At 28.7% G+C, this 24,783-nt stretch carries 23 protein-coding genes and 4 tRNA genes; 19 read left to right on the top strand and 8 right to left on the bottom strand.

The features are described from left to right. Window positions 1-40: 40 nt before the first annotated feature. The 3 genes from Q0G30_RS08805 (at window position 41) to Q0G30_RS08795 (ending at window position 2,532) form a co-directional block, all read left to right on the top strand. On the top strand, window positions 41-904 hold the full coding sequence (locus tag Q0G30_RS08805; RefSeq protein WP_195467271.1) for a glycosyltransferase: 864 nt from the start codon (window positions 41-43) through the stop codon (window positions 902-904). 78 nt (window positions 905-982) lie between these two features. Further along, entirely contained in the window at window positions 983-1,537 is a 555-nt protein-coding gene (locus Q0G30_RS08800) for a GNAT family N-acetyltransferase (RefSeq protein ID WP_195467270.1), read from the top strand. Window positions 1,538-1,659: 122 nt separating this feature from the next. Next, window positions 1,660-2,532, top strand: coding sequence for a glycosyltransferase family A protein (locus Q0G30_RS08795; protein WP_195467269.1), 873 nt, complete (start codon window positions 1,660-1,662; stop codon window positions 2,530-2,532). Between the two features lie 53 nt (window positions 2,533-2,585). Here Q0G30_RS08795 and Q0G30_RS08790 read toward each other — a convergent pair whose 3' ends face one another. Beyond that, window positions 2,586-3,371 carry a hypothetical protein gene (locus Q0G30_RS08790; RefSeq protein WP_294388975.1) on the bottom strand — a complete coding sequence of 262 codons (786 nt, stop codon included), beginning with the start codon at window positions 3,369-3,371 and terminating at the stop codon, window positions 2,586-2,588. 241 nt (window positions 3,372-3,612) lie between these two features. On the opposite strand from Q0G30_RS08790, the gene Q0G30_RS08785 reads away from it, so the two are divergent. The 11 genes from Q0G30_RS08785 (at window position 3,613) to Q0G30_RS08735 (ending at window position 11,554) form a co-directional block, all read left to right on the top strand. After that, window positions 3,613-4,647, top strand: coding sequence for an XdhC/CoxI family protein (locus tag Q0G30_RS08785; protein WP_294388973.1), 1,035 nt, complete (start codon window positions 3,613-3,615; stop codon window positions 4,645-4,647). Window positions 4,648-4,911: 264 nt separating this feature from the next. After that, a complete protein-coding gene (locus Q0G30_RS08780) occupies window positions 4,912-6,228 on the top strand; it encodes a nucleobase:cation symporter-2 family protein (RefSeq protein ID WP_294388971.1) in 1,317 nt (438 codons plus the stop codon). 73 nt (window positions 6,229-6,301) lie between these two features. Continuing rightward, on the top strand, window positions 6,302-7,099 hold the full coding sequence (locus Q0G30_RS08775) for an FAD binding domain-containing protein (RefSeq protein WP_294388969.1): 798 nt from the start codon (window positions 6,302-6,304) through the stop codon (window positions 7,097-7,099). Then, entirely contained in the window at window positions 7,089-7,547 is a 459-nt protein-coding gene (locus Q0G30_RS08770) for a (2Fe-2S)-binding protein (RefSeq protein ID WP_195467264.1), read from the top strand. Before Q0G30_RS08775 ends, Q0G30_RS08770 begins: the two co-directional genes overlap by 11 nt. Window positions 7,548-7,549: 2 nt before the next feature. Then, on the top strand, window positions 7,550-9,835 hold the full coding sequence (locus Q0G30_RS08765) for a molybdopterin cofactor-binding domain-containing protein (protein WP_294388967.1): 2,286 nt from the start codon (window positions 7,550-7,552) through the stop codon (window positions 9,833-9,835). A gap of 68 nt (window positions 9,836-9,903) precedes the next feature. Beyond that, complete coding sequence (locus Q0G30_RS08760; protein ID WP_294388965.1) at window positions 9,904-10,479, top strand: nucleotidyltransferase family protein; 576 nt, start codon at window positions 9,904-9,906, stop codon at window positions 10,477-10,479. A gap of 109 nt (window positions 10,480-10,588) precedes the next feature. After that, window positions 10,589-10,663 (top strand) — tRNA-Glu (locus Q0G30_RS08755). 3 nt (window positions 10,664-10,666) lie between these two features. Beyond that, window positions 10,667-10,740 (top strand) — tRNA-Gly (locus Q0G30_RS08750). Between the two features lie 53 nt (window positions 10,741-10,793). Continuing rightward, window positions 10,794-10,870 (top strand) — tRNA-Arg (locus Q0G30_RS08745). Window positions 10,871-10,875: 5 nt separating this feature from the next. Continuing rightward, window positions 10,876-10,951 (top strand) — tRNA-Lys (locus Q0G30_RS08740). A gap of 135 nt (window positions 10,952-11,086) precedes the next feature. Further along, the gene (locus tag Q0G30_RS08735; RefSeq protein ID WP_195467261.1) at window positions 11,087-11,554 is read left to right on the top strand and encodes a hypothetical protein; all 468 of its coding nucleotides are present in this window, start codon (window positions 11,087-11,089) and stop codon (window positions 11,552-11,554) included. A gap of 115 nt (window positions 11,555-11,669) precedes the next feature. Here Q0G30_RS08735 and Q0G30_RS08730 read toward each other — a convergent pair whose 3' ends face one another. Further along, window positions 11,670-13,364: an ammonium transporter gene (locus Q0G30_RS08730; protein ID WP_294388963.1), complete on the bottom strand. Its 1,695-nt coding sequence runs from the start codon at window positions 13,362-13,364 to the stop codon at window positions 11,670-11,672. 194 nt (window positions 13,365-13,558) lie between these two features. Beyond that, window positions 13,559-15,652 (bottom strand): glutamine synthetase III, encoded by a 2,094-nt coding sequence (locus Q0G30_RS08725; protein WP_294388961.1) that lies wholly within the window; start codon window positions 15,650-15,652, stop codon window positions 13,559-13,561. Between the two features lie 413 nt (window positions 15,653-16,065). Here Q0G30_RS08725 and Q0G30_RS08720 point away from each other — a divergent pair, with 413 nt between their 5' ends. The 4 genes from Q0G30_RS08720 (at window position 16,066) to Q0G30_RS08705 (ending at window position 20,117) form a co-directional block, all read left to right on the top strand. Further along, the gene (locus Q0G30_RS08720) at window positions 16,066-17,379 is read left to right on the top strand and encodes a glutamine synthetase family protein (RefSeq protein WP_294388959.1); all 1,314 of its coding nucleotides are present in this window, start codon (window positions 16,066-16,068) and stop codon (window positions 17,377-17,379) included. Window positions 17,380-17,502: 123 nt separating this feature from the next. Continuing rightward, the gene (locus tag Q0G30_RS08715) at window positions 17,503-18,072 is read left to right on the top strand and encodes an ANTAR domain-containing protein (RefSeq protein ID WP_148321546.1); all 570 of its coding nucleotides are present in this window, start codon (window positions 17,503-17,505) and stop codon (window positions 18,070-18,072) included. A gap of 163 nt (window positions 18,073-18,235) precedes the next feature. Then, complete coding sequence (locus Q0G30_RS08710; protein WP_148321547.1) at window positions 18,236-18,745, top strand: hypothetical protein; 510 nt, start codon at window positions 18,236-18,238, stop codon at window positions 18,743-18,745. A 172-nt stretch (window positions 18,746-18,917) separates the two neighbouring features. Continuing rightward, window positions 18,918-20,117 carry a PAS domain-containing sensor histidine kinase gene (locus Q0G30_RS08705; RefSeq protein ID WP_294388952.1) on the top strand — a complete coding sequence of 400 codons (1,200 nt, stop codon included), beginning with the start codon at window positions 18,918-18,920 and terminating at the stop codon, window positions 20,115-20,117. Between the two features lie 45 nt (window positions 20,118-20,162). Here Q0G30_RS08705 and Q0G30_RS08700 read toward each other — a convergent pair whose 3' ends face one another. From Q0G30_RS08700 to Q0G30_RS08680, 5 genes are all read right to left on the bottom strand, one after another. Then, window positions 20,163-20,699, bottom strand: a complete 537-nt coding sequence (locus tag Q0G30_RS08700) for a permease (RefSeq protein WP_294388950.1) — start codon at window positions 20,697-20,699, stop codon at window positions 20,163-20,165. Further along, window positions 20,696-21,181 (bottom strand): permease, encoded by a 486-nt coding sequence (locus Q0G30_RS08695; RefSeq protein ID WP_294388948.1) that lies wholly within the window; start codon window positions 21,179-21,181, stop codon window positions 20,696-20,698. Before Q0G30_RS08695 ends, Q0G30_RS08700 begins: the two co-directional genes overlap by 4 nt. 129 nt (window positions 21,182-21,310) lie before the next feature. Then, window positions 21,311-22,258 carry a patatin-like phospholipase family protein gene (locus Q0G30_RS08690; RefSeq protein ID WP_294388947.1) on the bottom strand — a complete coding sequence of 316 codons (948 nt, stop codon included), beginning with the start codon at window positions 22,256-22,258 and terminating at the stop codon, window positions 21,311-21,313. Between the two features lie 91 nt (window positions 22,259-22,349). Further along, window positions 22,350-22,913, bottom strand: a complete 564-nt coding sequence (locus Q0G30_RS08685; protein ID WP_148321552.1) for a chromate transporter — start codon at window positions 22,911-22,913, stop codon at window positions 22,350-22,352. Beyond that, a complete protein-coding gene (locus tag Q0G30_RS08680) occupies window positions 22,913-23,452 on the bottom strand; it encodes a chromate transporter (RefSeq protein ID WP_195963986.1) in 540 nt (179 codons plus the stop codon). Before Q0G30_RS08680 ends, Q0G30_RS08685 begins: the two co-directional genes overlap by 1 nt. Window positions 23,453-23,892: 440 nt before the next feature. On the opposite strand from Q0G30_RS08680, the gene Q0G30_RS08675 reads away from it, so the two are divergent. Further along, window positions 23,893-24,699 carry a cation transporter gene (locus tag Q0G30_RS08675; protein WP_195963987.1) on the top strand — a complete coding sequence of 269 codons (807 nt, stop codon included), beginning with the start codon at window positions 23,893-23,895 and terminating at the stop codon, window positions 24,697-24,699. Window positions 24,700-24,783 lie beyond the last annotated feature (84 nt).

The following is a 24,783-nucleotide window of genomic DNA, read 5'->3' as shown; positions in this document are numbered from 1 at the left end:
GAATATGAATATATTATATAAGTTTAAGGGAAGTGTTTATATGGTTCCAATAGTTAGTTTTGTTACATTTAATCATGCGGGATTAAATGCTAGAAATTTGACTGCTTTACTAAACACTAATGATGATTTTGAGTTATATATAATTGATAACAACTCTGTAGATGATACGTGGAAATTTATACAAGATCTTAATGATGAAAGAATAGTATGTAAAAAAAGATTTAATGTTAATAGAGGACTTGTATATGCATTAAATTATGTTCTTAGTAACAGAAAAAAAGACCAATATTTTATAACTATGGACAGTGATGTATATATTGAAAGTAAAGATTGGATATCAAAGTTTATGAGAAGCTTTCAATTATTTGATGAATTAGGAATAGCTGCAGCAGAAAGGAAAACTTACTTTCAAGAAAAAAAAGTAGCATACAAACCAGAAGTTAGAGAGGGATTTGAAGTTGTAAAAACAAATTTTGCAATAGGGTGCTGTATGTGTATTAGTCCTAAGCTTTTAGATTTGTTAGGATATTTTAATGAAGAAACATACGGAGCGGATTTAGATATATGTGCTAGAACAGTAACATATACACCTTTTAAAATTGCAATTATACCAGAAATAGCTATAAATCAGCAACAAAGGATTACATGTGATGAATGCCTAATAAAGGATAAATGTACAATTACTGATGGCACCTGTTATGGTGTATATAAAAAAAGATATGCTCACAGAGAATTTGCTAAAGGTTATATGAATAAGCATACTAAATATTTACATGAGATACAATCTGGAAAAAGGGGAATTTATTGTGCTTCAATCCATGATAAGGAGTCATTAAAAAATAATTATTATGATATGAAAGCAGCAGAGGAGAATTTTAAATTTTTTGAGGAGAATTCTAATTAATTTTATTTATATATATAGAATGTGAAAATTAATATTTATATATTTAGATAATTATAAAAGATAGTGTTAGAGGTGATTATGAGTAAGGATATAGAAGATCTAAATCCACAAGATATACATGATGATTATATAATTAAAAATGATGTAAATTTAAATCCTATAAAGAAAACTGATATTGAAAGAATTCGATTATGGAGAAATTCAGCAAGTACCCTGGGAGTTTTTATTGATAATAGAATTATCACAAGGGAAGATCAGATAAGATGGTATGATAAATATAAAAGCAATATAAATGATAAAATGTTTATAATAAATTATAAGAATAATCCAGTAGGAACTGTAGCATTATACAATATCGATTATAGTAACAGTACTGCGGAATTTGGTAGACTTTTAATAGGCGATTTAAATAGTAGATGTAAGGGGATTGCTTTTATAGCAACTAAACTTTTATGTGAATATGGATTTAATAAATTAGGGTTAAATAAGATTATACTTGAAGTTTATAAGGATAATATAAAAGCAATGAATTTATATAAAAAGATAGGATTTAAGATAATAAAGGAAAAGAATCTAAATAATAGAGAAATTGTTTTAATGGAACTTTATAATGAAAATAAAGGAGAAGTATAAATTTAAAAAAACAGCTGAAATTAAGATTTAGCTGTTTTTGCTTTATATTATAAAATGTATATTTACAAAATAAATTAATTATAGATAAATATACTTTATGAGTTTTATAGGAGGATTTTTCTGTGAATAAACCTATTGTAAGTTTTATTTGTTGGAACAGAGCAGGTCTAACGGCTAGAAATTTAACGGCGTTATTAAAAACAACAGATGACTTTGAGTTATATATTGTAGATAGTAACTCAGCTGATGACACATGGGAGTTTATAAAAACATTAAAGGATGAAAGAATTAAAGAAAAGAAGAAATTAAATTTAAATAGGGGGTGTGCATATGCAATAAATTATGTTATGTCAAAGAGGAAAAAAGAACAATTCTTTTTTCATTTAGATAGTGATACTTGTATGATGACATCGGATTGGATAACAAAGTTTATGGAGGTTATGAATGAATATCCAGAGATTGGGGCTGCATCTACTGTTAAACCAAGTATACTTAGATATTATTCTATATATTCTAAGAAGTTAAATAAACATGGGGTAGAAGTAGGAGTGATTGATGCCTTAATAGGAAATTGCTTATGTATTAGACCAGAAGTAATAGATATATTGGGATATTTTAATGAGGAAACTGGGAGATGTGATTCAGATTATTCTATTAGAATAAATAAATTTACAAATTACAAAATGGCACTTGTAAAAAGCATAGTAATAGATCAAAAGCAAAAAATAGAGTGTAGTGAATGTATTATGAGTAATATGTGTAAAGTGAAAAATAATAATATAACTTGTTTTAAAATTAGAGATAATAAATATCAAAATGAAATATTTGAAAAAAAATCAAAGGAATTAGTTATAAAATACTATCAAGAAATAGAGGAAGGTAAGAGAACTCCATATTGTGCATCAATTCATGATGAGAAATCTATGAAAGATAATTATTATGATAGAAATAGGGCAGAACAAATATTTAACTATTATATTAAGAATAGTAATTAAAATATATAATATAAAAGAAGTTTCCCCAACATACTTTTGGGGAAACTTCTATTTTATCTAAATAAATTTACACCTCTTGAACGACAGATTGCATTAGGATTTGGGGTTGATATTCCAATTGCAAAACCTTGAATTGGATTAGTTGTAGTAGCTATAAAATGTGATTGAATAAAGCTAGGTGACTCAGTTGATAAAATAGGTGTTCTAGTATCGGCAGTAGGATATGTGATATCAGCTACACTTATGGAATCTTCAACAGCTAATGGAGTTATTCCATTTGTAAGGGTTGATATTGTTATTGGGGTTGAGCTTTCGTTAGTAATATCAATAATTGGTGCAGGACCTCTACCTATTAGTTCTACTAAATTCCATTGTGTACCATTAGTAATATATTGTTGGAAGTCCCCGCTTGGATCCTCAGATGAATTTAAATTATATAAATCTACAACATTTAATGTAAACCTAGAGATAGGAGTACCGGAAGAACTTAAATATGATATATTTGATAATGTAAATAAAGCGGAGTCTTCACCTTCTACACTAGTAGGTAAAGGTGTTTTTATTAGTGCAATATTTCCAGAAATATTTGTATAACCCAATACTCCAAAATTACTATCTGATGTTACTGGAACTGAAGTAGATCTTAAGGCAAATCCAGTATCAGTATTAGAATCATTTTTCAAATCAAATGATAAGATAGACCCATCAAAAAGTCTTACATACAATCCTGTCAAGATTTCACCAGGATTTAAAAAAATATTACCAAAATTAATCCAACCTATAGTACTAGCATTATTGCCAGAGTTGGCATCTGCATATGATAATGACAATTCTCTCATAGTAAACCTCCCTTGAAATAATATATAAAGTTTCATACATTTTAATTTATGAATATGTTTGTTTAAAGGTGAATAATTGATATAAGCTATATTATTATATGACTAATTTAAATAACAAGTTACTTATAGTTAGAGAAATGGGAAGTTAATTTAGCAAAAAATCAATATACTATTTTTTATAGAAATAAATTGAAATTTATATAAAATATAAATATATACAAAATTTACAAGAGGTGAAAATATGAATAGGGAATTTTATAAAAGGGTAAAAGAAGAGTTAGATAATAATAAAAATATCTATATAGCAACTATTGTTAAAGATAAAAAGGACAAGCATCTGGGAAAAAAGATATTAAAAGTTGATAACGAAATAATAATTGAAGAACAAGAAAATATGGAGTTTTACAAAGCAGTTATAGATAAAATTAATTTTAATGAGTTTGGGAAAATAGTAAAAATAAATGATGATATTGAGATTAGTATAGAGCAACTTATATCAAAACCTAGCCTTATAATTTGTGGAGGGGGACATATAGCTTTATCATTAGCAAGTATGGCTAAAATGTTAGATTTTAATACAACTGTTATAGATGATAGGGAAGAGTTTGCAAATAAAGAAAGATTTCCAGCGGTTGATAATATAATATGTGACAGTTTTACTAATGCATTAGAAAATATAGATTTTAATAAGAATTCGTATTTTGTTGTTGTTACACGAGGTCATAGAGCCGATCAAGAATGTGTTGAAAAAATATTAAAAAATGAATTTAGATATTTAGGAATGATAGGGAGTAAAGCAAAAGTGGCCAATTCTATAAGACAATTATTGGAGAAGGGATATAATACAGAGGATATAAATAAGGTTAATGCTCCAATTGGTATTAATATAGGTGCTAAGACTCCTGCTGAAATAGCAGTAAGTATTATGGCACAAATTATTCAAGAAAAGAATAATGATAATGTATTAAGTATTGATGAAGAAATATTAAAAGAGATTGTTTGTGATAAAGATGGCAAGGTTTTAGTTAGTATTTTAGATAAGAGAGGATCGTCACCAAGAGGTATTGATGCAAAAATGCTTGTAATGGAGGATGGAACATTCACTGGAACTATTGGTGGAGGTAGTGTAGAAAATGCAGTATATGAAAAAGCAATAGAATTAATAAAAGAAAAAAGTTCACATATTGAAACTTATGATTTATCTAATACAGTAGCTGCAAAATTAGGAATGGCATGTGGAGGAACAATAAAAGTTCTTTTTGAATATATAGAGTAAATACGAAAATTATATTGTAAATTATAATGATTTATTATAAAAGGAAAGGGTAAGTAGTTTTTAGAAATTTTACCTTTTCTTTTTGTTTTTTTTGTATGGTATGAAGCTTATAATAATAAAAATACGAAAAATATGTAAAAATATAAATAAAAATGTTCACAAAATATGAAATATATGATAAAATCATCATATAAAAACACGTATATTAAATTAAATAAAACAAATATTATTCGTAGGAAGTTTATTATTTTAGGGGGACATGTAATGAAAGTTGGAAGTATTTATGAGTTAGAAGGAAAGGTACCTTTAAAACAAGCTATTCCATTGGGGATTCAACATGTATTAGCAATGTTTTTAGGAAATGTATCACCGTTAATTATAGTATGCGGACTTTTAGATATTCCTTTAGAAACAAAATCAATGTTAATTCAAAATTCAATGTTTGTGGCAGGTGTTGCAACATTAATTCAATTATATCCATTCTTTAAAGTAGGAAGTGGATTGCCTGTGGTTATGGGGACAAGTTCAGGATTTATAGGAACTCAAAATGCTATAGGTGTGACTTATGGATATTCAGCAATAATGGGAGCTTCGTTAGTTGGAGCATTGTTAGAGATGGTTTTAGGATTCTTCATTAAGCCGTTAAGAAAATTATTTCCGCCTATAGTAACAAGTTTAGTTGTTATTTCAATAGGACTTTCATTACTTCCAGTAGGGATTAAATATTTTGCTGGTGGATCTGGTTCAGCTGATTTTGGTTCACCAAAACATTTGATAGTTGGAACAGTAGTAATTTTAGTAATAATAATATTACAAAATTTTACTAAGGGATTTATAAAAACATCAGCTATTTTAATAGGAATAATAATTGGATACATATTATCAATAGTAATGGGAATGGTTGATTTTACAGCTGTAAAAGAAGCTGCATGGATAAGTTTACCTAGACCATTTGCTATGGGATTCGAATTTAGATTAGATGCAATTATTTCAATGGCAATAATGTATATTGCAACTACAGTAGAAACAATTGGAGATATTTCTGCAATAGCAGTGGGGGGACTTGATAGAGAAGCAACTGACAAAGAGCTATCAGGTGGAGTTGTTGCAGATGGTGTTTCAAGCTTTATAGCAGCTATATTTGGAATAGCTCCAAATACTTCATTTAGCCAAAATGTTGGTCTTGTTGCTGTAACTAAAGTTGTAAATAAATTTGTTATTATGACTGGTGCTTTATTCTTAATTTTAGCAGGATTCTTCCCTAAATTAAGTGCAATACTTTCAGTAATGCCACAATCAGTACTTGGAGGAGCGGCGGTTATAATGTTCTCAATGATATTTGTAAGTGGATTACAATCACTATTTAGAGAAAAATTAGATGGTAGAAATGGTTTAATAGTGGCATTAGCTATAGGTATAGGTGTTGGAATAGGAAATGTTCCAGAGGCTTTAGCACAATTACCAACTTGGGTTAGTAATATATTTGCACAAAATGGAATAATAATGACCTTCGTTATAGCAACTATATTAAATTTAGTATTACCAAAGAATAAAGATAAAATTGAAGCAGTAAGTGTATAAAAGTTATATAAAGAAGGCATATATCGGATAAATAGATATAGCCTCTTTATTATGTTTATAGGAGGAGAAAAATTTGTTTAGCATCAGAAATTATGTAGTAGCAGAAAGCTTAGAACAAGCTTATGAATTAAATCAAAAAAGAAATAATGTGGTATTAGGAGGAATAGGCTGGTTAAAGATGGGAGGAAGAAATATTCAAACTGCCATTGATTTATCAGCCTTAGGACTAGATAAAGTTGAAGAAGATGAAGAATGTTTTAAAATAGGGTGTATGTGTACATTAAGACAATTAGAAACTAATGAATCGTTGAATTCCTATTTTGATGGAATAATAGCAAAATCAGTTATACATATAGTAGGTGTTCAATTTAGAAATTGCGCTACTATTGGTGGAAGTGTTTATTCAAGATTTGGATTTTCAGATATATTAACAGCACTTTTATCATTAGAGACATATGTAGAACTATTTAATGGAGGAATTATTCCACTTTCTGAATATAGAGATATGCCTTATGATAATGATATTTTAGTAAGAATTATAATAAAGAAAGATAATAGAAAAACTGCATATTTAACTCATAGAAATAGTGCAACTGATATTCCTACTTTAGCAGTTGCAGTATCAAGGTTAAATAATAGATGGAATATAGTAATTGGAGCTAGACCACAAAAGGCTATGAATGTAAATGCAGCAGAGCTTTTAAGTGAAGTTCCAACTCAAAATGAAGTTGATGAAGTAGTTGAATATGTTATGAAAAATGTTAAATTTGATGGTAACATGAGAGGAAGTAAAGAATATAGACAAATACTTGCTAAAGTATTTATAAATAGAGCAATAAGTGAAATTACAGGAGGAAGCTATGGAAATTAAACTATGGATAAATAATAAACTTTTTCAAGATAATGTAGAAGCAGATACGTTATTAATTGATTATGTAAGAAGTAAAGGCTTTTTAAGTGTAAAAAGAGGTTGTGAAACTGCCAATTGTGGGTTATGTACTGTTCATTTAGATGGAAAGCCTGTTTTATCATGTAGTACTCTTGTGATGAAGGCAAATGGCAAGAAAGTAACTACTCTTGAAGGGTTAAAAGAAGAAGCAGAAGAATTTGGAGCTTTTATGGCAGACCAAGGTGCAGAGCAATGCGGATTCTGTAGCCCGGGGTTTGTGATGAATGTATTAGCTATGAAGAAAGAGTTGGAGAATCCTACTGAAGATGAAATTAAACATTATTTAGCAGGTAATCTTTGTAGATGTACAGGCTATATGAGTCAATTAAGAGCAATTAAAAATTTCTTGGCAGCTAAAAAGGAGGACTAAAGATGAAATACGTTAATAAGGGGATAAGAAAAAAGGACGCTATGTCATTACTTACTGGTAAGCCAGTTTATACAGATGATATAGCACCAAGTAATTGTTTAATAGTTAAAGTGCTTAGAAGTCCTCATGCACATGCTTTAATAGAAGATATAAATACAACTATAGCAAGTAAAGTACCAGGAATAGAATGTATATTAACATATAAGGATGTTCCACAAAAGAGATTTACAACTGCAGGACAATCTTATCCAGAACCAAGTCCATATGATAGATTAATTTTAGATAAAAGACTTAGATGTGTTGGAGATCCAGTTGCTATAGTTGCTGGTGAAAATGAAAAGGCTGTTAATAAAGCATTAAATTTAATTAAAGTTAAATATGAAGTTTTAGAAGCAGTTTTAGATTTTAGAGAATCTTTAGATAATAAAGTTATAGTTCATCCAGAAGAAAATTTTGTTGTTTTAAATGATTGGGTTAATGCAGATAAAAATAGAAATATATGCTCAAAAGGCGATTTTACTTATGGTGATGTGGATGAAGAATTAAGTAAATGTGCTCATATAATAGAACAAACTTATCATACTAAAGCTAATAGCCAAGCTATGATGGAAACTTTCAGAGCATTTACTGAGCTTGATACATATGGAAGGTTAAATATAACAAGTGCAACTCAAGTTCCTTTCCATGTAAGACGTATATTAGCTAATGCTTTAGATATTCCGAAGTCTAAGATAAGGGTAATTAAGCCAAGAATAGGTGGGGGATTTGGGGCAAAGCAAAGTGTTGTTGCAGAAATATTCCCAGCTATAGTTACAATGAAAACTGGAAAGCCTGCTAAAATGGTTTATACTCGTGAAGAAAGTATGACAAATGGTAGTCCAAGACACGAAATGGAGATTAAAGTTAAATTAGGTGCAGATGAAAATGGTATAATTAAGGCTATTTATATGTATACTTTATCTAATGCTGGAGCATATGGAGATCATGGACCAACTACTGTTGGGCTATCTGGACATAAATCAATGCCTCTTTATAATGGAGCAAAAGCATATAAATTTGAATATGATGTTGTTTATTCTAATACTATGGGCGCTGGAGCTTATAGAGGATATGGAGCTACTCAAGGGTTATTTGCATTAGAATCAGCTGTAAATGAATTAGCAGACAAGCTTAATATTGATCCTATTAAGTTAAGAGAAATGAATATGGTTGCTGAAGGACAAATAATGCCTGCATATTATAACGAACAAGCAAATAGCTGTGCTTTAGATAGATGTTTATCGAGAGCTAAGGAAATGATTGATTGGGATAATAAATATCCATGTAGAGATATGGGAAATGGAAAAGTAAGATCTGTTGGTGTAGCTATGGCTATGCAAGGGTCAGGTATATCATCAGTGGATACAGCTGCAGTTGAAATAAAGCTTAATGATGATGGATTCTATACGTTAATGATTGGTGCTGCTGATATGGGTACAGGATGTGATACAATATTAGCACAAATGGCAGCTGACTGTTTAGATTGTGATATAGATAATATTATTGTCCATGGTGTTGATACAGACCAAAGTCCATATGATACAGGTTCATATGCATCTAGTACGACTTATATAACAGGTGGAGCTGTTATTAAAACTTGTGAAAAAATGAGAAAGAGAATTGTTGAAGAGGCTGCAAAATCATTAAATTGTCCAATTGAAAATTTAGAGTTTGATGGGAAAAAGGTATATTCAGTAGTTGATGAAAAAGAAATAACGTTAGTTGATATAGCTAATAATACTTTAGTTGGTGGATTTAGAACTATAAGTGAAAGTGAATCACATTATTCAGAGGTTTCACCACCTCCATTTATGGTTGGTATTGTTGAAACTGAAGTGGATAAGTTAACGGGAAAAGTAGATATAATTGACTATGTTGCAGTTGTAGACTGTGGAACTGTTGTTAATCCTAATTTAGCAAGAATTCAAGCGGAAGGTGGAATAGCACAAGGGATAGGAATGGCACTTTATGAGGATATTACTTATACTGAAAAAGGAAAGATGAGAAATGATTCATTCCTTCAATATAAGATACCTACAAGACTTGATGTTGGTAATATTAGAGTTGAATTTGAATCAAGTTTTGAACAAACAGGACCATTTGGAGCTAAGTCTATAGGGGAAATTGTTATAAATACGCCATCTCCAGCATTAGCTCATGCTGTATATAATGCAACTAAGGTTAATGTAAGAACATTACCAATAACGTCAGAAAAAATAGTTATGGGAATGATTAAAAATAATATATAATAATAAAGGTGAAGTCTTATTTTAGGCTTCACCTTTGTTAAAATAATTTTTATAGGAAGATATAAAATATGAAAATAAATTTAATTTTATTGGCTGCAGGAAATAGTAAAAGGTTTAATGGAAATAAGTTGTTGGCAATATATAAAAATAAGCCAATATATATGTATATAGTTGAAAAAGTAGTTAATTTGAAAATAAATAAAATAATATGCGTGACTCAATATGAAGAGATAAAAGAGGCCTTATTGAATACTAATATTAATGTTGTTATGAATAATAATAGTAATTTAGGGATTTCTAGTTCTATAAAAATAGGTATAAATTTTGATAAAAATGCTGATGGATATATGTTTATGGTTTGTGATCAGCCTTTTATATCCATACAGACATTAAATTCAGTAATAGATAATTTTATTAAAGGAGATAAAGGTATAGTTTGTGTTGGGTGTGGAAATAATAAAGGTAATCCAGTTATATTTTCAAAAAAATATATTAATGAATTATTATCATTAGAAGGGGATAATGGTGGAAAGGTAATAATCAAGGGGAATTTAAATGATTTAAAAATAGTAAATATTAATAATAGAATTGAGTTAGTTGATATAGATACTCAGGAAGAATTTGTAAAAATAGCTCAACATTAAATGTTTACATAAAATTTTTTTAAAATTTCATAAAAAAATTTAAAAATAGTGTTGACTTTTGTCTAAAAACACTGTAATATACAAAAAGTAGTCAGTAAGACATACGCAAGGCCCCTTGGTCAAGCGGTCAAGACACCACCCTTTCACGGTGGTAACAGGGGTTCGATTCCCCTAGGGGTCACCATTTGCGGGTATCGTATATCGGTAATACTCCAGCCTTCCAAGCTGGAAAGGTGGGTTCGATTCCCACTACCCGCTCCATTTTAAAACATTAGGAACGAGCAGTAATGCGAAGTTAATAATGATTTAAATAAGCGTGTTTAGCTCAGCTGGATAGAGCAACGCCCTTCTAAGGCGTGGGCCAGGAGTTCGAATCTCTTAACACGCACCATATTTGGTTTACTAGCTCAGTCGGTAGAGCACTTGACTTTTAATCAAGGTGTCCGGGGTTCGATTCCCCGGTAAGCCACCAAAAAAAGAAACTCAAAAGAGTTTCTTTTTTTATTTTACTTAAAAATAATTAATCTAAAAAAGCTTTTATTTATAATATTGACCAATAAAATTTAAAACTCATACTATATTATGAATTGCTTTTTTAGGAGTTAAAATGAATAGTAAGAGCTATGACGGAAAAGATAATGATGAAAAAGAAAACATAGATAAATATATTACAAGTGTTGAAGTTAGTTTAGGAAATATGGAGAAGGTAGGAGTGGCTTTTTTAGTAGCTGGTTATTCAAATTATATCTATGCTGCTAATTTAGATATATTGGATGCACAAGATAGAAATAACACAGGTGAGACTTCTGAAGAAGCATTCTTATTTAGCCAGAAACTAGTTTTGTTAGGATATATATTGCTATGGATAGTTGCATCAGGAAGAGTAAATATAAAGGATGTAAGTAATATTTATAGAGGGGAAAATAACGATTTGGCTGCATATCAAAATGTTGCTCATTCATACTTAATAAGTGTATTTGCTAATATACTAAGATTTGAAGCCTTTAATAAATTATATGAAGATGTTAAATTACAGCAACAAAATGAAGAAGATGATGAAAAAGATAAAGAATAAAATTTATTAAAATTAATAAAATAAGTACAGATAGCTTAAAGGATAGAAAAGTTATTATATTATTAGTGTTTATATAAAAATAATGCCTGTATCTTATGTGATACAGGCATTATTTTTATTCTTCATCTTGAAGAGCATCATATCCTTCTTCGTTAGTTCTAATTTTTATTACATTTTCTACATCCTCAACAAAGATTTTACCGTCACCAATTTTACCGGTATATAAAGCTTTCTTAATAACCTTAACCAATGTATCTACAGGAATCTTACATACAACAATTTCTACTTTTAGTTGAGGTAACAAAGTAACTTCTAAAGGAACACCTCTATAGAAATCGGTAGAACCTTTTTGCATGCCATATCCTAAAACGTTAGTTACAGTCATACCAGTAATACCTAGTTTATCTAAAGCTACCTTTAATCTTTCAAATCTATCTTGTTTAGTTAGTATAACAACTTTGGTAAACTTAGCATTTGATTTAGAGGTGTTGTAAACAACTGGTATTGTATCTGTAGTATCAGTTTTAATATTATCAGGCTCAATAGATGTAGAGTCTTCAACTAATGCCATGTTAGTAACAGGGTATGTCATAGGCATAAAATCGGCATAACTACTTTCAAGGCCATGTTCTTTTTTATCAAGACCTTCAATTTCTTCTTCAGTAGAAACACGAAGACCAACGGTGTGTTTAATTGCTAAGAATATAATAGTCATAGTAATAGCAACCCAAGCAATAACACATAAAACACCAAATATTTGAGTGCCTAAGAATTTAAATCCACCACCATAAAATAATCCACCATCAATAGCAAAGAATCCAGTTAATATAGTACCAAGGGCGCCACATACACCATGTACAGAGACTGCACCAACAGGATCATCTATTTTAAGTTTCTTTTCTATAAATTCAACAGCAAATACAACAGCAATACCAGCTATAAGGCCTATAAAGAAAGCACCAAAAGGATTAACCATATCACAACCAGCTGTAATAGCGACAAGGCCTGCTAATGAACCATTTAAGGTCATAGAAACATCAGGTTTTTTATATCTAAGCCAAGTTATTATCATAACTGTTACAGTAGATGTTGCTGCAGCTATGTTAGTAGTCATAAAAATAGTACTTGCAGATAATATTGAAGCATCACCTGTCATTGAAACAGTAGAACAACCATTAAATCCAAACCAAGCAAACCAAAGAATAAATACGCCTAAGGCACCTAAAGTTAAGCTATGTCCAGGTATAGCATGAGCACTTCCATCATTGGAATACTTTCCAATACGAGGACCTAGAATTTTAGCACCAATTAAAGCAGCAATACCACCAACCGTATGAACTGCAGTAGAACCAGCAAAATCATGGAATCCCATTTGAGATAAGAAACCACCGCCCCAAATCCAATGACCAGAAATAGGATAAATAAAGGCACTAATTATTAAACTGTACAAGCAATAAGCTGAAAATTTAGTTCTTTCTGCCATAGCTCCAGAAACTATGGTAGCAGCAGTGGCACAGAAAACTGTTTGGAATATTACAAAAGCAAATGTTGGAATTGAACTACTATAATCACCTTGTATAAAAAGGTCTATTCCTCCGATGATAGAGCCATCACCTGCAAACATAAGCCCAAAACCTATAAACCAAAATACTACAGTACCTATGGCAAAATCCATTAAATTTTTCATTATTATATTTCCGGCATTTTTGGCTCTTGTAAATCCTGTTTCTACCATTGCAAATCCTGCTTGCATAAAAAATACTAGTGCGGCTCCAAGTAATGTCCAAATTGTGTCTAATGCTGAATACATAAATATACCCCCTTAAAATAGTTAGAAGTTAAGAGTTAGGAATTAAATTAATAATATATTGTTATTTATAATTCCGAATATACTTTTAAAACTTATAACTTTATTAATTTATATTTTTATAAAACAATAGGCGTATACATTACTAGAGAGTATGAATCTCTAATGTAAAGTACACGCCATTGTGTAGTAACTATTTAATCGACACTGAATAAAAGTTCTCCATAGGTAGGAAGAGGCCAGTGATTCTTACCTATTAATGTTTCAAGTTCGTCAACTACTCCACGTAAGTGTTGCATGTTGATAAATATTGATTCTCTATAGTATTTTGCACTTTCAAGTAAATCGGAATTATTCTTTGCATTTAATACAGATGTTTCTAAAGTATCTAGTTTAGCATAAAGGTAATTTCCCAATCTTGATAGATCTTGAAGTAATTTTTCTTCTAATTCACATGAAAGCGTAGGAATAAGTTGTTTTTTACTATTTGCTATTCCTGCAATTTCACCTTGATAGCTTAAAACAGAAGGAATTATATATTTTTTAACCATATCAATCATAGTTAAAGCTTCTATATGAATAGTTTTACAGTAATTTTCCATTAAAATTTCATATCTTGAATATAATTCACTTTCAGAGAAAACGTGATGTTTAGTAAATAATTCAACATTTTTACTATGAATAAAATAAGGAAGAGCATCTGGAGTAGTTTTTAAGTTTAATAAACCTCTCTTTTCTGCTTCTTGTATCCAATCATCTGAGTAGTTATTTCCATTAAATATAATTCTCTTATGATCTCTTATTGTATTTTTGATAAGAGTATTTAAATCCTCATCAAAGTTAGTACTCTTTTCTAAAGTGTCTGCAAATTGTCTTAATTCCTCAGCAACGATAGTGTTTAAAACAATATTAGGACCTGCAATTGAGAATGTAGAACCAAGCATTCTAAATTCAAATTTGTTGCCAGTAAAAGCGAATGGTGAAGTTCTATTTCTATCAGTAGTATCTTTAAAGAACTTAGGTAATACACGAACACCAATTTCCATTTCACTCTTACCTTTATCTATATAGTTTGTACCATTTTCTATGGCTGTAATTATATCTGTTAATTCATCTCCAAGGAACATAGAAACTATAGCAGGAGGAGCTTCGTTAGCACCAAGTCTATGGTCATTTCCAGCACTTGCAACAGAAACACGTAGTAAATCTTGATAATCATCAACAGCTTTAATAACTGCTGATAAGAATAATAAGAACTGTGCATTTTCAGATGGAGTGTCACCAGGTTCTAAAAGGTTAACCCCTGTATCTGTAGAAATTGACCAGTTGTTGTGCTTACCGCTACCATTTACTCCAGCGAATGGTTTTTCATGAAGTAAGCATGATAATCCATGTTTATTAGCAATAGATTTCATAAGCTCCATTGTAAGTTGGTTATGATCTGTGGCTATATTAGTTGTGGTAAATATAGGTGCAAGTTCATGTTGTGCTGGAGCAACTTCGTTATGCTTAGTTTTAGCTAATACACCAAGTTTCCAAAGCTCTTCTTCAAGGTCTTTCATATAAGCTGAAACCCTAGATTTAATAGTGCCGAAGTAATGATCTTCCATTTCTTGGCCCTTTGGAGGTCTTGCACCAAATAAAGTTCTACCACAAAAAACTAAATCAGGTCTTTTTTCATACATTTCTTTATCAACAAGGAAATATTCTTGCTCAGGACCTACGGTAGTTATAACTTTTTTAACATCATCTTTTCCGAAAAGCTTTAATATACGTAATGCTTGTTTATTTAAGGCTTGCATTGAACGTAAAACTGGAGTTTTCTTATCCAATGCTTCTCCGCTATATGAACAGAAAGCAGTAGGTATACATAAAGTTCCATCCTTTATAAATGCATAAGAAGTTGGGTCCCAAGCTGTATATCCTCTAGCCTCGAATGTAGCTCTAAGGCCACCAGATGGAAAGCTTGAAGCATCAGGTTCACCTTGGACAAGTTCCTTACCTGAGAATTCCATTATTATATTTCCATCTTTATCAGGTGAAATAAAGCTATCATGTTTTTCAGCAGTAACACCAGTCATAGGTTGGAACCAGTGAGTATAGTGAGTTGCACCTTTTTCTATAGCCCAATCTTTCATTGCATTTGCAACAACATTAGCAACTGCTAAATCAAGATGCTTACCAGCTTTAATAGTATTCTTCAATTCTTTATAAGTTTCTTTAGGCAACCTTGCTTTCATAACGCTATCATTAAAAACTAAACTTCCAAATAGATTTGGTATATCTTTCATAATTAATAACCCCCTTTAAAATAGAAAAAGGCACCGTGGACTTTTTATATAGTCCACAGCGCCTTTGCTGTTTATGTAAGTATTATATGCCCAAATTTTAAAAATGTAAATAGTTTTTTTGAAAAAAAGTAAAAAAATGAAATTACAAATGTTGATAAAAAAGTGTTTATATTGTATAATATTAGAAAAGAACAAAGGTGTTCATCAAATGTTTTTTAAAGGTATTGATTAATCATAAGATAAAATTGTCTTATGATAACTATAGATTTAAAAAATTTATTTGATGAGCACCTTTTTAATGTTTTAAGATATTTTTAATAGAGTTGTAGTATAAAGGAAATATTATGTTGTTAATTCAAGAGCAAAAGCTATTATAAAATATTATATATTTATAGTTAACAGGGGGAAGAGATATGACATATGCTGTTAGAGAAGTGTTACAGTTTATTAAAGAAAATGATGTTAAATTTATAAGATTAGCTTTTTGTGATCTTTTTGGGACTCAAAAGAATATTTCGATTATGCCAAATGAATTAGAGCGAGCTTTCAAAGAGGGGGTTTCTTTTGATGCATCAGCAATTAAAGGGTTTGCAGATGTCTCTAAATCAGATTTATTATTATTTCCTGATCCAAGTACTTTGAGTGTATTACCTTGGAGGCCACAGCAGGGAAGAGTTGTTAGGTTTTTTTGTGATATAAGAACACCGGAAAAAGAAAAATTTATTTATGATAGTAGAGATATATTAAGAAATATGATTAAAAAGTGTATGGCAAAGGGATACACACCTTATATAGGAACTGAATGTGAATTTTATTTATTTAAGACCGATGAGGACGGGGAGCCTACTATGGTAACCCATGACAAAGGTGGTTATTTGGATATAGCACCTATAGATAAGGGAGAAAACATAAGAAGAGAAATATGCTTATGTTTAGAAGAAATGGGTATAAGTCCGGAAAGTTCTCATCACGAACAAGGACCAGGACAAAATGAGATAGATTTTAAGTATAGTGATTCTCTTACAGCTGCAGATAATTTTATAACATTTAAATCTGTTGTAAAAGCAATAGCTGCAAGAAATGGACTTTTTGCTTCTTTTATGCCAAAACCAATAGAGGACAATAGTGGAAATGGTCTTCATATAAATTTATCACTATCAAAAAATGGGATTAATATATTTGAAAATAATAAGTGGGATCAAGAAAGTGTTAAAAGCTTTATAGCGGGAATACTAAGCAAAGTCAAGGAAATAACTTTATTTTTAAATCCATTAGTGAATTCTTATGAGAGGTTTGGAAAGTTTGAAGCACCTAAATATATATCATGGTCTCATCAAAATCGCTCTCAATTAATTAGAATACCAGCAGCAACTGGAGAAAAGACAAGAATAGAATTGAGATCTCCAGATTCAGCTATAAATCCATATATTGCTTTTGCTTTAATTATAGGAGCTGGGCTTTATGGAATTGAAAATTCAATTAAATTACCAGAAGCAATAAATGAAAATTTATATACTGCAGGTGACGATATACTAAAAAATATAGATACATTACCAGAAAGTCTTGAAGAGGCGTTAAGTATTGCCAAGAATAGTAAATTTATAAAGGAAATAATAGGACAAGAGGTATTAGATAGATATATTGAATTAAAAGAAAATGAAATTAGAGAATATTTAAATGATGATGATAAAGAACTGATAAAAAGAAAATATTTTGAATATATATAAAATATTTAGAAGAATTATAGTTTAGTTAGGAGATATAGTTTATAAATTAAAAGTTAAATTAGTGGGGTTATATAAATTTTAATAATAACTTCTAGCGATAACTATAGTAATGGGGGCGATTTATTGGAGAACATTTTAATAGTATCAAGCAGTAAAAAAGGAACCAATTTTTTTACTGAAGTGCTCTCTCAAAACTCCTATGGAGATATAATTACAGCTAAAAATGGTGGAGAAGCCAGGAGACTTTTAATTGAAAGAGATTTTGATTTATGTATTATAAATGCACCATTAGTAGATGAATTTGGGGAGGAGTTTGCAAGAAATATAGTATCAACAGGAATAGGGCAAGCCATTCTGATTGTTAAATCTGACATATATGATGAAGTAAGTGAAAAGGTTGAAGGTGATGGTGTAATTACTATCGCAAAGCCTATGAATAGAACTATATTTTGGAGTGCATTGAAATTAGCTAATGCAACTTATAATAAAATGTGCCTATTAAAGAAAGAAAACAATGAGTTGTTACAAAAAATTGAAGATATTAGAATGATAGATAGGGCTAAATGTATTTTAATACAATATTTAAATATGACTGAGTCTGAGGCACATAGATATATAGAAAAACAAGCTATGGATATGAGATCTACTAAAAGAGTTATTGCAGAAGGTATATTGCGAACATATGAAAATTAATTTGAAGGCAATAGATAGTTTTTATTAATCTATCTGTTGTTTTTTTATTATAAAATTTAGGATACTTTTAAGAATAGTTTTTTTGTATAATTATATTGGTCTAGAAGAATATTAGAATTTATTAATATAAAAATAGTTAAAATTCAAATATAGGAGTGATTATATGTTAATTTCAGTTAATGAAAATGACTTTAAGGATAAAGTTAACATTAGATTTAATAATATTACAGAAGGAATTAATAGATTTGAAAAGAAAGTTTTAGAAAATGATAAATCAGATGATTTTGAAAAAAGTATAATTAGTTTTTTACAGGAAGCTGTTAAGTTAAATGGAGTAGAAAATTCCTATGTTGATTTTTACTATAATATATTAGAGGATGATGAGAAAAGACGCTTTAAAGAGCTTTTAGATTTAAGGGACACAGATTTTATAGAAAAATTTGAATGTAAAAATAGTGAAGAGGGAATTTATTATAATCTAACTTTAGAAAGTATTCCTTTTATAGCCAGAATAACAGTTCAAGAAATATTATTTTCTACTATATATTTTACAAAAGAACCTTTTACTATATGGGGAAACTATAATGAAAAGTTTCCGGTATTTTATAAGGAAGAATCTGTATTTAACAAATATAATAGCATAGCTAAAATATTTAACCTTAAAATTATATAAGAAAAAATAGTTGCTATAAATTAAAGTGTAAATACAAGTAATTTTGAAATTATGGAAAAAAAAGGTTGAAGAAAGTAATTTAAAATAGTAAAATGTAAATAATGTAATAATTTTGAAGTGATACTTTATATTTCAATGTGTGGAGTGGAGTTTTTAGGGGGGGAAGTATAAAATGAAATTAGCTATAAGTGGACAAAGGAAAAGTGATTTAGAATATTTTTTTGAAGTTTCATTAGACTTTATGGCTATAGTAGGTAGAGATGGTAATTTTAAAAAGGTGAGTAAATACTGTAGCAAAGCATTAGGGTGGAATGAAGATGAATTCCTTGAACATGAATGGCATAATTTTGTTCATAAAGATGACTTAAAAATTATTTTAGATGTTATATCAAGCAAAAATATAAATTATGGAGTTAAAGGATTAGAATTTAGATTTAGATGTAAAGATAATACTTATATATGGATTGAATGTAGTTGTAGATTTATAGAAGAAGATAATATATATATATTAATAGCTAGAGATATAACAGAGGAAAAGAAGATAAAGGAAGAAAAAATTGCTTATGAAAAGGCAATGGAATTGGAAAGTATGAAAAGTCAATTCTTTTCTAATATATCACATGAGTTTAAAACACCTCTAAATATAATATTGGCAACTATGCAAGTAATAAATAAAAATATAGAAAGTAAAAATATAAAAGCAACTGATGAGGAAAATTTAAATAAATATATGAATTCAATTAGACAAAATTGCTATAGGCTTCTTAGGTTGGTTAATAATATAATTGATATTAGTAAAATGGATTATGGATATTATGATATTGAATTAGGTAATTATAATATTGTAAGTGTTGTTGAAGATATTACTATGTCTATTTTAGAGTATGTAAATGATAAAGGGATAGAACTTACTTTTGATACTGAAATTGAAGAAGAGATAATTGCATGTGATCCAGATAAAATAGAGAGGATAATACTAAACTTGTTATCTAATGCAATTAAGTATACAAAAGATGGTGGAAAAATATATGTTAATATAGCAAAGGATGATAAGAACATTTATATATCAGTAGCGGACAATGGTATAGGTATACCAGAACAAAAGTTAAATACAATATTTGAAAGGTATGCACAAATTGATAATAAATTAACTAGAAGGTTTAATGGAAGTGGAATAGGATTATCTCTTGTAAAATCCCTTGTTGAAATGCATCAAGGACAAATATATGTAGAAAGTAAAGTTAATGAAGGCAGCAGATTTATTATAAGACTACCTATAAGGCAAGTTGAAGATAAGAATAAAAAAAATACTATGTTAACTAAATCAAAGGTTGAAAAGTGTAATATTGAATTTTCAGATATATATAATTAAAAATTGAACCTCTCTCTAATTGTTTTGTAGAAAGAGGTTCAATTTTTAATTATATTTATTATAAAGTTCATTTATAGAATCCTTTGGCATTAGTAAATTAACTAAATAGCTCATTATTAAAACACCGGGAATATCTATTAATAGCCTAACTAAAGTGAATTTATAACCAAGAGCTGAAAATTCAAATAGTAGTGTTGAGATTTTAATTAAACACCAAGAATTCATAAATGTGATTATATTTGAAAATTTTGCACCCTTTTTTATTAAAACTGCAGTAAATGGAAAAGAAGCGTACATAGGACCTGCAGCTATCGATCCAATTAACATAGCTAAAAAGATACCAATTATTCCTGAGTTATTCCCCATATATTTCATTAATTGTTCTCGTGGAACCCACACATCCATTAAACCTAACATAATCATAATAGGAGGAAGAACAGATAACATTTGGAGTATGCTAGAAGTAGTTGTATTAATAGTTTTAGTAAGTATAGTTTTACTAAAAAAGGATAATATAATAAGTACAAATAACGATATTAAAAAGGATTTATACCTTTTAAAAATTTTTATTATACTATTCATATAAGCATCATAATCCTTCCAAGAATAATTCCTACAATAATTGAAAATAGAAATGCAATTAAGTTTCTTAAAAGTGCAGCTCTTTTACCAATATACTTAGATTCAAGTGGAAATGTCATAAGACCGATTAATACTAAAGAAGATACTAGTGTACCTACTTGAGAATAGCCAGCGCCATTTAAAAGTAACGTATTACCAAGTGAAAAGGCAACAAAGGTAGGCATCATTGTAATTGCACCTATAATATCAGCAAGTATGATACCCCAAAAACCTGAACTATTACCTAATATTTTAGAAATTGTATCTGTAGTAAAAAATGAAAGTAATATTCCCACACTTATTATTATGCAAAGGAATTGGGGTAATATATTTTCAAATGATTTTAAGCCTAATATAATTGCTTTTTTTGTTTTGCTTTTATCTTTTATAAGTGAAACAATTAGTAAAATTATTGCTATACTATATAAAATAATTGAGGTCATAAAATACTCCTAAAAATACTTTAATTATATTTTATGATTTAGAGAAAAATAATGTGAATTATATATAAGAATAGCAACGTATTTAAATATTTTTATATACGTTGCTATTTAGAATTGAAATTAGGTGATTTAACCGAATATTCGATAGTAATTATCAATATTTCTATATCTAGAAATATAAGATTTAAAATTCCATTTAGCAAGGAATTTTTTTGCACAATCATAACCAGAATTAAATAATTTTATATATTCCTCTTTAGAAATATTAAAATCTACTGTACCAACATCATATGTTCTAATTTTTATAGTTCTTATTGAATCTTTATTATTTAAGAAAGCTTCATCATCCTTAGTAAGTATAGTATCAATTACATCACAAGAGTAAGTTATTAAGTTGCTTTTACTTGGACTAACTATTTTTAAGTTATTATTACTAATTAGCTTTAGTCCGAAGGTTGGCCAACGAGGATTATTTTCAACGTCAAATAGCCAAATTGGAAAGTTACTTAGCAATCCACCATCAACTATAAAACTTGAATTTTTACCATCATTAAGAATTACAGGATTAAAATAAAAAGGAATGCTAATACTCATTCTTACAGCTTTAGCAATACTAAATTCTAATGGGTCAATATTATATTTTACTAAATCATCAGGAAGAATAAGTAATCTTTTATTTGTAATATCAGAAGCAATTATCTTAAGAGGGCTAACACCGTTGATGGATATATCCTTAAATTTAGTTTTACCTTTAGCTTTATATAAATTATCTAAGTATTCTTCTATGTTATTACCAGAAAATAATCCTTTATTTTTAAATAAACTTATAGTTGGCCCTATAAAAGGTAATAAATTTAATTTATTTTTTACATAAAAATCTTTAAAATCTAGATTTAGGAGCATACTTTTTAAATCCTTACCTGTATATCCTACTGCTAATAAGGAAGTTACTATAGCACCAGCTGATGTACCAGCAAATCTTTCAAAGGTATATCCTTGTTCCTCTAAGTAATAAATTGCACCTAAAAGTGCAATTCCTTTTACTCCACCACCTTCACAAACTATATCCGCTTTCATTTATTCACCACCTAATATATTAAAACTAATATATTATATGATTTAAAAAATAATTGATATTATAATATTAAAAATTATAGTATATTGTTTATTAAAACTTAAATAATATTCCTATGATGGCGGCACTTACTATATAAACTATAGGATGCTTTTTAAATTTTGATATAGCAAACATAAGTATTATTAATAATATAGTAGATTTAATATTAATTAAGTCTAAGAGTTTATGAGTAACTTTGAATTTATCTAAAGCTAGTATTGAAACTTTAAATACTTGATAGCCAGCTGCTGCAATAAGAGCAGCAACAGCAGGTCTTAAGCCATAAAATATTGATTCAACTGATCTACTTTCTTTGAATTTGTTTAAAAAATGAGCAATTATAATAATAACTATAACAGATGGAGTAACTAATCCTAAGGTAGCAATTATTCCGCCTAATATACCAGAAGCACGAAAACCAGCAAAAGTAGCCATATTAACACCAATAGCACCAGGAGTCGATTGCGATACAGCAATCATATCCATTAGCATTTTTTCATCAAACCAAGTATATTTGTCAGCTAATTCATATAAAAATGGAATAGTAGAAAGTCCACCTCCAACAGAAAATAAACCAACTTTAAAAAATTCTAAAAATAAAGTTAAGTATATCATTATTTTTTACCTCCTATAGATTTAGAAATAAATCCTGTTAATCCTGCTGCTATTACTACATATACAGGAGATAAACCTATGAATGCAGATATTATAAAAGCAATAATTGCAATTATGACACCTAAATAATCCTTAATAGATGATTTTAATAATTTAATTACAGTAGTAATTATTAAAGCAACTACAGCAACTCGTATTCCTGCGAAAGCACTTTGAACTATAGATAAATCAGCAAAACTTTGAAGGAAAGAAGCAATAATTAATATTATTATTAATGAGGGAAAAACTACGCCTAAGGTAGCAACTATCCCTCCTATAATACCTTTAAGTTTAAAACCTATAAATGTAGCTGTATTAACAGCAATTACCCCAGGGGTACATTGCCCAACAGCATAATAATCTAAAATTTCCCTTTCTGTAGACCATTTTTTATTTTCAACAATTTCCCGTTGAATTAAAGGAAGCATTGCGTAGCCACCACCGAAGGTAAGGGCTCCAATTTTGCAAAAGGTCCAAAATAAATCAAATAATTCTTTCATGTATGAATAATCTCCTTTATTAAAATAAGTTTCACTTGATATTATATACTTATTTTTTAATAACATATAGATAAAGTTTACTAATAAAAAATACTATATTTAAAAGATGAAAATATTAAGTATATTATTAAAATAAAAAGAAAATGTTAAAAAAACATTTAAATAGGTACATTTTAAACAAAAATAAGTACATTTAAGCTATTTTCAAAATTTTACATATAGTCAAATGGATATATTAGTTGCAATTTCTCAGCATTTTAATCATTACTCAAATAAGTCCAGTAGTATATCATATAAGTATCTAGTTTTGAAAAAATTAAAATTTAAGAATAGAGGTGAGAATAATGAAGCTAGAGAATAAAATATTAAAACTCTCTGTAGTAGGTGCGTTATTCTTTGCACTATTTGGTATTGCATGGGGTTGAGCGCTAGATTCTGATATGATTATATTCGATGGATTATATTCATTTATCAGTGTAATATTATCAATGTTATCACTTTATATTAATAATTATATGGCGAAGAGGGATTTTGAAAAATTTCCTTTTGGTAAACATATTTTAGAGCCAATAGTTATTTCAATAAAATCATTAATAATAGCTATTATGTGTTTATATTCATTAGTTGGAGCTATAAAAACAATATTAACAGGTGGAAATAATTTAGAGTTTGGATTAGCAATAATATATTCAATTATATCAGTTATTGGGTGTGGAGCAATTTCACTATATATGAAGGTAAAATCAAAATCATTATCTTCAGAACTTATTAAGGCAGAATTTACTCAATGGCTTATGGATACATCATTAAGTACAGCGGTATTAGTAGCATTTATAATAGGAATTATTATATCAAATACAAAATTAAATTTTTTAAATTCATATATTGATCCAGGTATGACAGCTGTAGTATCGCTAGTATGTATTAGAATACCTATAAAAGGATTTATAGAAAGTTTTAAGGAAGTAATATGTGTAAAAGCTAATGACGAAATTAATGATGATATATATGTATTAGTTAAAGAAATTGAAGAAGAGTATAAGTTTGAAGAGTCTATAACAAGAGTATCTAAGGTTGGACGTGAACTTAGAATTGAAATTGATTTTATTTATAATAAAGATAGTAAGTTAAAAACATTAGATCAAATGGATAATGTAAGAGAAGAAATAAATGATGCAATTAAGCATATTGATTATAAAAAGTGGTTGAATGTATCTTTTACAGGAAACAAAAAATGGGCAATATAAAGGTCAGCGAAAGCTGGCTTTTTTGTTGTTAAATATTATATAGTGAAAAATTATAAATTAAATGATAAATAATTAAAAGGAGCT

The organism is uncultured Clostridium sp. (assembly GCF_934754925.1).
GTDB lineage: Bacteria > Bacillota > Clostridia > Clostridiales > Clostridiaceae > Clostridium.
The sequence above is the reverse complement of the archived record's forward strand: the minus strand, read 5'-3'. Positions and strand labels throughout refer to the sequence as shown.